This is a genomic window from Mycobacterium sp. JS623 (genome assembly GCF_000328565.1).
Classification (GTDB): Bacteria; Actinomycetota; Actinomycetes; order Mycobacteriales; family Mycobacteriaceae; genus Mycobacterium.
In genome coordinates this window covers 359,401-366,954 of record NC_019966.1, presented here as the reverse complement: position 1 = coordinate 366,954, position 7,554 = coordinate 359,401, and the positions used below count along the sequence as shown (strand labels likewise).

At 61.1% G+C, this 7,554-nt stretch carries 8 protein-coding genes; 1 reads left to right on the top strand and 7 read right to left on the bottom strand.

Features of this window, described 5'->3' with window-relative positions; translation table 11 throughout:
• Nucleotides 1-13 precede the first annotated feature (13 nt).
• From MYCSM_RS01675 to mtf2, 4 genes are all read right to left on the bottom strand, one after another.
• The gene (locus MYCSM_RS01675; protein WP_015304388.1) at nt 14-244 is read right to left on the bottom strand and encodes an MbtH family protein; all 231 of its coding nucleotides are present in this window, start codon (nt 242-244) and stop codon (nt 14-16) included.
• A 734-nt stretch (nt 245-978) separates the two neighbouring features.
• Nucleotides 979-1,293 (bottom strand): hypothetical protein, encoded by a 315-nt coding sequence (locus MYCSM_RS01670; protein ID WP_041311186.1) that lies wholly within the window; start codon nt 1,291-1,293, stop codon nt 979-981.
• Between the two features lie 675 nt (nt 1,294-1,968).
• Nucleotides 1,969-2,223, bottom strand: coding sequence for a hypothetical protein (locus tag MYCSM_RS01665; protein ID WP_051073691.1), 255 nt, complete (start codon nt 2,221-2,223; stop codon nt 1,969-1,971).
• A 71-nt stretch (nt 2,224-2,294) separates the two neighbouring features.
• Entirely contained in the window at nt 2,295-3,116 is an 822-nt protein-coding gene (gene mtf2 / locus MYCSM_RS01660) for a fatty-acid O-methyltransferase Mtf2 (protein ID WP_015304385.1), read from the bottom strand.
• A 102-nt stretch (nt 3,117-3,218) separates the two neighbouring features.
• Here mtf2 and MYCSM_RS01655 point away from each other — a divergent pair, with 102 nt between their 5' ends.
• Nucleotides 3,219-4,481: a glycosyltransferase gene (locus MYCSM_RS01655; protein ID WP_015304384.1), complete on the top strand. Its 1,263-nt coding sequence runs from the start codon at nt 3,219-3,221 to the stop codon at nt 4,479-4,481.
• Between the two features lie 9 nt (nt 4,482-4,490).
• Here MYCSM_RS01655 and MYCSM_RS01650 read toward each other — a convergent pair whose 3' ends face one another.
• The 3 genes from MYCSM_RS01650 to MYCSM_RS01640 form a co-directional block, all read right to left on the bottom strand.
• Entirely contained in the window at nt 4,491-5,279 is a 789-nt protein-coding gene (locus tag MYCSM_RS01650) for a class I SAM-dependent methyltransferase (RefSeq protein WP_015304383.1), read from the bottom strand.
• 86 nt (nt 5,280-5,365) lie between these two features.
• Nucleotides 5,366-6,154 (bottom strand): TylF/MycF/NovP-related O-methyltransferase, encoded by a 789-nt coding sequence (locus MYCSM_RS01645; protein ID WP_015304382.1) that lies wholly within the window; start codon nt 6,152-6,154, stop codon nt 5,366-5,368.
• Between the two features lie 70 nt (nt 6,155-6,224).
• Nucleotides 6,225-7,493, bottom strand: a complete 1,269-nt coding sequence (locus MYCSM_RS01640; protein WP_015304381.1) for a glycosyltransferase — start codon at nt 7,491-7,493, stop codon at nt 6,225-6,227.
• Nucleotides 7,494-7,554: the final 61 nt, after the last annotated feature.

Below are 7,554 nucleotides of genomic sequence, written 5' to 3'. Positions count from 1 at the left end.
TCCCACAGGCGGTTCAGTGCTCCACAGGCCTTCCCTGCGCTAACCTCTCGCGCAGGCTCTTCGGCCGGATATCCGTCCAATTCTGCTCAATGAAATCCAAACACGCGGCGCGGTCCGCTTCGCCGTAAACCACCTGCCAGCCAGCGGGTACATCGGCAAAGCTTGGCCATAGACTGTGTTGCTCCTCGTCGTTCATCAGGACGAAAAAGCTGCCGGCGTCATCGTCGAATGGATTGATGCTCACGTTTCTCCAGATTGCTGAGCGGACATCGCAAACATATCGCAAACATACGGCCGGTTGCACGGCGGCGTCTGGGCTTTTCCCGAAATTTCAGTGTCAGCAACGTCGACCAATGTTGATCAGTCGATCCAATCAATTAACTACTTTGTCTAGGTGACGGCATTTACCCAGGTGGGGCCCGAGTATGGGCCCGACCGGGCTATTTGCGGGTATTGCTACTTTGTGAAAGCCCTGTGGGTTCGTCCGGGCCAGCCGGATGGCGACCTGCAATATGTATAGCGGGGCCGGTTTTTAGCAAAAACAAATGCGACTCGCCGCAGACTATTGTTTCCACCATTGACCCCATCGATCGCTTACGAACTGCATAGATCGGGAAAATAGCTAGTTATTCGAAATACGACAGTTTGCCCAGCTTGAAAGAGGATCGCCAGGCATCATGCTATTGCGCGTATTGCGAGTTCATGCACGGCGTGTGGGCTGCCCCTTCTTCGGTAGTAAGCAATCTGAGCCCCGCGCGGCGCGGACAGCTACACCATCGAGATGCACTGGGATGGCAGGCTTTTGGGCCGGGGCATACCGGGCTGCGCTTGCCGCCCCTACCGGACGGCGTGCTGAACCACCAGCGGAAGTGGTTGCGGGGCTGCTCGTTTTGAGTCGTTTCGAGCCGCAAAGACGCGAGCTTGCTGTCCGCTACCGCCTCGGCTGCTCATGCGCAACACCGCGAGTACGCGTGTTTCCTACGAATCCACCACCTTCAAATGCCCCCACGGCCACCCCAACCCCGCGCCCACACCATCAACGCCATGCACCGACGCCCTGCCGACCACGAGCGGGCATGCGGGTTCATGACCGCTGTCCGCGGCGTGAACGAGGGCATCCACAACGGCCGTGCCGCGCAGGAAATGTCGCGCTCCGCTCCAGCCGCATGTGCATGCGGCGCGGCGTCGCCATCGAGACGCCCGGTAGACCGCCGCCACATAAATCTCGCGTCCACGCGAGGCGCGGACGTGGCCACTGCGGGCGCGGTGGTCCTGCCGGACGAATGTGCTCATTCAGCCGGGCCGCCGTCCATCGATCTCAAAGATCGCCGCCAACTGCCCGCCCGAAAGCGGAAGCAACCCGACCTGAGGATCCATTGTTCAACTTCCCCACACACTATTCGGCGCGTACACCCGCCTCGCAGGCTCTCGCCAGAACGCCAGCTCCATAGCGCCACCATACGGGCGGCTCCAGGGCGCCGTCTGACGTTTTCTTGGAATTCGGACGCCGCGATTTCGAATGGTGTTTCTCAGTCGGCACCCACAATTAACCAGGGCTCCAAGGTGGCGAGGATTGCGCAGGTCAAGATAAATTATCGTGTGCGTCAACGTGTTTGCGATTATTGCCACATTGTGGAAGAGTTCTTTGGATCCGTTCGGTGTGAAGCGATATGTAAAAGGCTGCGGATTTAGCAAAATAGTGTGCCTGTCGATCACGCTTTTGTTTCCAGCTTTGACCCCATCAGCCACGCATGACGTGGGCCTTGGCGCGAGAATAGCTAGGTCGTCGAAATCAAGATTTTAGTCCAGCTTGTAAATGGGATTGCATGGCATCTCGCTATTGCGAGTGCTGCGCGTCTGCGCGCGGCTGATGGACGTCCCACCGCCCAGCGGTGACGGACAACATGAAATCTGCGCCGCACGAACAATTACAGCAACGGATGCCTGCCAGGGGCACGCATCCGGCGGCTAAACCGAGGCGTCGTCGTCCTGCTCTGGATGCGTGCGTGAGCCGCGAACGGGTGAGGACCCGACCGGCATGATCATCATGAACACCGGCAGCCGCACCAGTACCCCACCGGCGATCGGCATGCGGATCGCGAAAGACACGACCTCGAGCTCGAGGCGCCTGCCCCGCTGGGTCTCCATTTCCAAGCGTCCCGGCAAGCGCTTCGGCGTCGACAGCCAATCCAGGCCGCGTTCGATCGACTCGACCAGGTTCATGCGCTCGACTATACCCATGCAAGAAGGGCAGAATTCTCATGCAATAGACCGCGTTTGGGTCGAAGTGCCGCCTATGTTCTGGCGAAGCAGTACATCCGATACTCCGACGCGCCCCCGCTCCGCAAGTTGTCGTAGGCCCTCTGCGCCGGCGCAAATCTACGGACCAATCCGCGCAGGAGTGCCGGCGTGGCGCGATCGATCACGTACTGCCACGACTCCAGGGTCTTCTCCATCCCACGCATAACCTCGGTGTTGATCTGCCGTTCCGAAACCATCCGCATCGGCGCGTTCGCCAGCGCCTCCTCCCACTCAGCAATGTCGTGAGACGGTCGCGCATCGGCGTAGAGGAAATGCCCACCCGGGCGCAGCACTCGCGCGACCTCTGCGAGGAAGCGCGGGAATCGAGGGTAGAGGTGCGAGGATTCGATATTGATCACCGCATCGAAAGATTGGTCGGCGAACGGCAGGTCTTCGGCATCGCCTTGCCTGAACTCGAGGCCCGCAAGTTTGTGCCTATTCCGGCAAAAGTCGATGCCGGCCGAGTTCAAATCCAGTCCGGTGTAGGAGGCCGGGTGCAATGTGCGGAAGAGATACGAGGCTCCGCCGCCGTGGCCACAACCGACCTCCAATACCTGTTTTCCGTTGATGTCCACTTGGCTCGCGGTGCGATGATAGAGCTGAATGGGAAAACGGTTCGGCTCGTCGGCGGCCGAAAGCGGGACATCCATCGGCGGATCTTCCTCGTAGCCGTAGTTGAGGAACATGACGTCGTCCGCTTTTAGCCTCCGCGTCGCATACCGGTAGAGGAACTTCTGAACATAATTCGTAAGGTTCTTATTGAGATTCCAGGCGAACCGGTCACGTGAGTCCAGTACCCGATTTGTCAGAGACATAGGCGGATTATGGCAGAGACCGAAATGCACTGAAGTCGATTGTATTGACCGCATAGTCTTGTCATCGTCGACGCGCACGCAACCAGAAAGGCTCGAACCTGCATGAAGTTTGCGCTGGCATGTTACGGAACTCGCGGCGACGTCGAGCCGTCCGTCGCTGTCGCCCGCGAGCTTCGACGCAGAGGTCACGGAGTTCACATGGCCGTTCCGCCTGACCTGGTTGGCTTTGCCGAGACAGCTGGGTTTGCCACGGTCGCCTACGGGCCTGAACTAAAGGCGTTCTTGCGAGACGATTTCCTGCGGAACTTCTGGACGCAGTTGTTACGCAATCCGATCGGTTCACTGCGAGAGCTCTGGGAACCTATCGCCCGGTACTGGGAGGAGGCCAGCACGACGCTGATGTCGCTGGCGGACGGAGCCGACCTGCTATCGACGGGCCTGAACTACGAGCAGCCCGCTGCCAACGTCGCGGAATACTACGACATTCCGCTGATCACACTGCATCACTTTCCGATGCGGCCCAACGGCCAACTGATCCCCACTCTGCCTTCGCTGGTCGTCCGCTCCGCAGGCACACTGTCCGAATGGCTGTTTTGGCGCTCGACCAAGAATGTCGAGGACGCGCAGCGGCGCGAACTCGGCCTGCCGAAGGCAACGCGGCCTTCGCCACGTCGGATGGCTGAACGGGAAACCCTGGAAATCCAGGCCTACGACCCGGTTTGCGTGCCGGGCTTGGCAGCCGAGTGGGCGAATTGGGATGGCCGACGTCCCTTTGTCGGCGCGCTGACGATGGAGTTAGCGACCGAGACCGATGAGCAGATCGCGTCGTGGCTCAGTGCGGGAACACCGCCCATTTGCTTTGCTACTGGCAGCATTCCGGTCGAATCCCCTGCCGATACGATCGAAATGATCGGTGCGGCCTGTGCGCAGTTGGGCGAGCGGGCGTTGGTGTGTGCCGGCGGGACCGATTTCGGCGACGTGCCGCATTTTGACCACGTGAAGGTGGTGGGGGTGGTCAACTACGCGTCGGTGTTTCCGGCTTGCCGAGCTATCGTGCATCACGGTGGGTCGGGTACCACCGCGGCAAGCCTGCGCGCCGGAGTCCCTACGTTGATCCTCTGGAGTTCCGCCGATCAGCCATATTGGGGCAATCAACTCAAGAGACTGAAAGTGGGTGCCTCCCGGCGCCTTTCGACCGCTACCCGCGAATCGCTGGTCGCCGACCTACGCCGAATCCTTACCCCGGAATACGCCACCCGAGCCTGCGAACTCGCCAACCAGATGACCAACTCCGCCGAAAGCGTTGCCAAAGCCGCCGACCTATTCGAGGATTCCGTCCGCCTGAGGACGGGCGGACCCACGTGACCGTTGGTCTCAGCGTGCCGGCTTGATGATCAGGCCCTGGCCGGTTGGCAACGCGCACACCGGCACACCAAGTTCGCACGCCAACGAGTCGATGGCGATGCGCTGCTCGTCGCGTCCGCGATTCGCGTAGTCGTCCAGTAGCACGAAGGCGCCGGGAGACAATCGCGGCCAAAAATGCCGCAGCGCCGCGACTTCGGGTGGAGCACAGTTCATGTCGATATGCAGGAACGCCACTGCGTCCGCGTGTACCTCTTCAAGTGTTTCTGGAACCGTGCCGGCGATGATGCGTTGGTTACGCCACTCCTGGAAGTTGGCCCGGACACTCTCGACGGAGCTCGCGTAAATCCCGAAGTCCAGAGCCGCCTTGCTCTTGGTAAGCGCGCCGGCCTCGCGCTCACCGGGTGTAACGAAGCGCGCATCCATTCCATCGAAGGTGTCGAGCAGGTAGAACGTCTTGCCAAGCCGATCCCAGTCGAGATACTCCATCACGGCGCTGCTCAAAAACCCGTAACTGGCCCCACACTCGACGAAATCACCGTCGAGCTGACTAGCGCTCGCCGCCGCCCACAACCCGACGTGCACCCGCCACTCCCAGTGATAGAAGTCCTTGCCGCCGAGGGCCTGCACGCCACGTTGGTAGGCGCGCCGAAAGGCCGGGTCGTTAACGAACGCGTGACTGTTGAAACAGATCAACGCATCGTCTGAATAGACATCGGGTAACACAGTGCGCGGGATCCAATACGCGGTGCGCAGTGCGAACCACGCTAGCCGGAACCTGACCGGCCACTTTTTCGCCACGGCGGCAACGCTACTCGAAAGTCCGCCTGACTACGACTCTTCCGCGGCTTGACGAAGCGGTGGACAGCCTTTGGCGTGATGTCGCCTCAGCGGCCTGGCTTGATCAGCAAACCCTGGCCCGTGGGAAATGCACAGATCTTCACGTCCAGTTCGCTGGCTAGTTCATCCATGGCAACGCGCTGCTCGTCGCGTCCGCGATTCGCGTAGTCGTCCAGTAGCACAAACGCGCCGGGCGACAATCGCGGCCAGAAATGCCGCAGCGCAGCGACTTCGGGTGGAGCACAGTTCATGTCGATATGCAGGAACGCCACCGCATCTGCGTCGACCTGGTCCAGTGTTTCCGGTACCGCGCCGACGACAATCCGATGGTTACGCCATTGCGCGAAATTGGCACGAACACTGTCGACAGAATCGACGTACATACCGGTGCGCACGTGGTGCTCGCTCACCTCCAGTGCCCCGGCCTCGCGTTCACCGTCGGTGACGAAGCGCGGATCCAGTCCCGCGAAGGTGTCGAGCAGATAGAACGTCTTGCCCAGGCGATCCCAATCGAGGTACTCCATCACGGCACTGCTCAAAAACCCGTAACTGACCCCACACTCGACGAAATCACCGTCAAGCTGGCTGGCGCTGGCGGCCGCCCACAGCCCGACGTGCACCCGCCATTCCCACTGATACCAGTCCTGTCCACCGAGCGCGCGCGCTCCGCGCCGATAGGCGTGCTGGAAGGCCGGGTCGTCCACGAACGCGTAACTGTTGAAACAGATCAACGCATCGTTGGCATAAGTCTTTGGTAGCAGAGTGCGCGCAAGCCAGTACTCGGCGCGCACCGACCACAACCAGAGGCGAGTCCTTCTGGAAAGCCCACTCACCACGGCAGTAACCTTAACACCGGCTGTTCACGGGCATCAGCTCTACTCCAAATCGACAGGCCACCTTCGCTTTTCAGGCTGCACAGCCTGAAAGGGCGAAGTTCTCCACAAGGTCGGCAGCTTTGGCGACGCTTTCGGCGGATGGGGTCATTCGGGAGGCGATTTCACGTGCTCGCAAGGCGTATTCCGGAGCAAGGATCCGACGCAAGTCTGCGGTCAGCGAGTCGCGGGTTGTGCTCGAAAAGCTGCGGACCGCGCCCACTTTCAATAGTTTGACGCGGGACGCCCAGACCGGCTGGACGCCGTCTATCCAGAGGACTAGCGTGGGGACCCCTGCGCGCAGGCTCGCCGCCAAGGTGCCCGCTCCACCGTGGTGGACTACTGCGCGGCAGGCGGGGAAGACGGTCGCGTAATTCACCGCCCCCACCACCTTGACGTGATCGAATGGTGGCACTTCGCTGTAATCACTCCACCCAGAGCACACCAACGCCCGCTCACCCATCTCCGCGCAGGCTGCTGCAATCATTTCGACTGTAGCCGAGGGAGATTCAACCGGCATGCTGCCAAAACCGAAACAGATCGGCGGTGCGCCTGCGGCAATCCACGACAAAACCTCCTCGTCGGCCTCCGTCGTCAACTCCATGGTCAGCGTGCCGACAAAGGGTCGTTGGCCAACCCATCTCGTCCATTCGGCTGCCAACCCGGGGAAGCACACCTCGTCGTAGGCCTGGATTTCCAGCGATCCCCGTTCGGCGACCCGTCGCGAGACGGGACCCGTCGCCTTCGGTAGACCTAGTTCACGACGCTGCGCGTCCTCGATCTTTTTGTTCAAGCGCCAACCGAGCCAGTCGTAGGCCCACATTGCGAGGCGAGCGAGCGGCGGCGGCAGCCTGGATAGCAGCCTGCCGTTGACACGCACCGGGGTGTTATGCAGCGTGGCGAAGGGAATGTCGTGATACTCGGCCACATTGGCAGCCGGCTCCTGGTAACTCTGGCCGGCGAACAGCAAGTCCGCGCCCTCCGCCAGCGACGTCAGCGTTGTACTCATCTGGGTCCAGGACTGGTCACTGAGCTTCCACATCTCGCGCCACAAGCTTCCCAGCTCCCTGACCCTCCACCACCTGTGAAAGAGACACGTCCAGAAGTCGCGGTACACGCCGAGCCACGCCTGCGTATCCAGCCCGTAAGGGACTGCCGCCAGGCCGGCGGTCTCGGCGAAGCCAACCAAGTCGGGCGGGACCGCGATGCGCACGTCGTGCCCTCTGCGCAGCAATTCACGACCGACAGCGACGGAAGGCTCGATGTCACCACGAGTCCCATAGGCCGCCAGCGCGAGTTTCATTGCGGATCCCAACCTTTCAGCTGTGGCATACGAGCGGTGATATGTGGCGGTCGTAGCGCAA